This is a genomic window from Mesorhizobium sp. M7A.F.Ca.CA.001.08.2.1 (genome assembly GCF_003998455.1).
Classification (GTDB): Bacteria; Pseudomonadota; Alphaproteobacteria; order Rhizobiales; family Rhizobiaceae; genus Mesorhizobium; species Mesorhizobium ciceri.
The window spans coordinates 1-743 of record NZ_RZPW01001336.1 but is presented as its reverse complement, the minus strand read 5'-3'; the positions used below and the strand labels follow the sequence as shown (position 1 = coordinate 743).

Here is a 743-nt window from a genome sequence, read left to right as displayed (position 1 = left end):
AGGCCAAGGAATCGACTTCGGCCATCCGCCGCGGCCGGACTTGGCCACGATGTCCGAAAGCTCCTTCAGGGCGTTGATCTGCTCGGAAACGGCGCGGCGGATGGCCGAAGTCGATTCCTTGGCCTCTTCCGGCATTTCGATGACGCCCTTCTTGAGCTCGGCGCGGGTCAGGTCGAGTTCGCTCTTGATCGAACCCGCTGTGCGCCGCATCTCCTCGGTCGCATCGGCAAACCGCTTGGTTGCCGAGTCGACGACGTCGGTGATGGCGTTGCGGATCTTGTCGGCCGACTCCATCGTCTTGCCTTCGGCGTTCTGCAGCGTCTGGCCGACGAGATTTTCGAACGAGCGCATGACCCTTTCGAGATCTTCCGACTTCTTGACCAGGCCGACGGCGAGGTCTTCGAGCGACGACTGCCGTTCGAGCGTGTGCTCGAGGTTGCTCTGGGCCGAGCTCAACAGGTCCGAAGCACTGGAGAGCAGGCGGCTGTGCTCGTCGAACTTGGTGGCAATCGACGCGACCTCGCGCAAGGTGGACGACGACAGTTCCGTCAGCCTTGTCGTGTTCGAATCGACCAGACGTGCCGAGCTGGCAAAGGTCTGCGCGGCCTTCTCGGTGGTGGCGGCGAAGCTTTGCGTGCTGCCGCTCAGGCGTTCATCGACCTGGCCGAGATTGACCGCGGCCTGCTCGATCAACTGACCGAGCTGCGAACTGGACTTGGTCATCCGGCCGATGAGGTCGGCGA

1 pseudogene is annotated in these 743 nt (G+C 63.0%); it reads right to left on the bottom strand.

Annotated elements, in window-relative coordinates:
* A pseudogene (locus EN914_RS37225) lies at positions 1 to 743 on the bottom strand (kinesin); the annotation flags it as partial.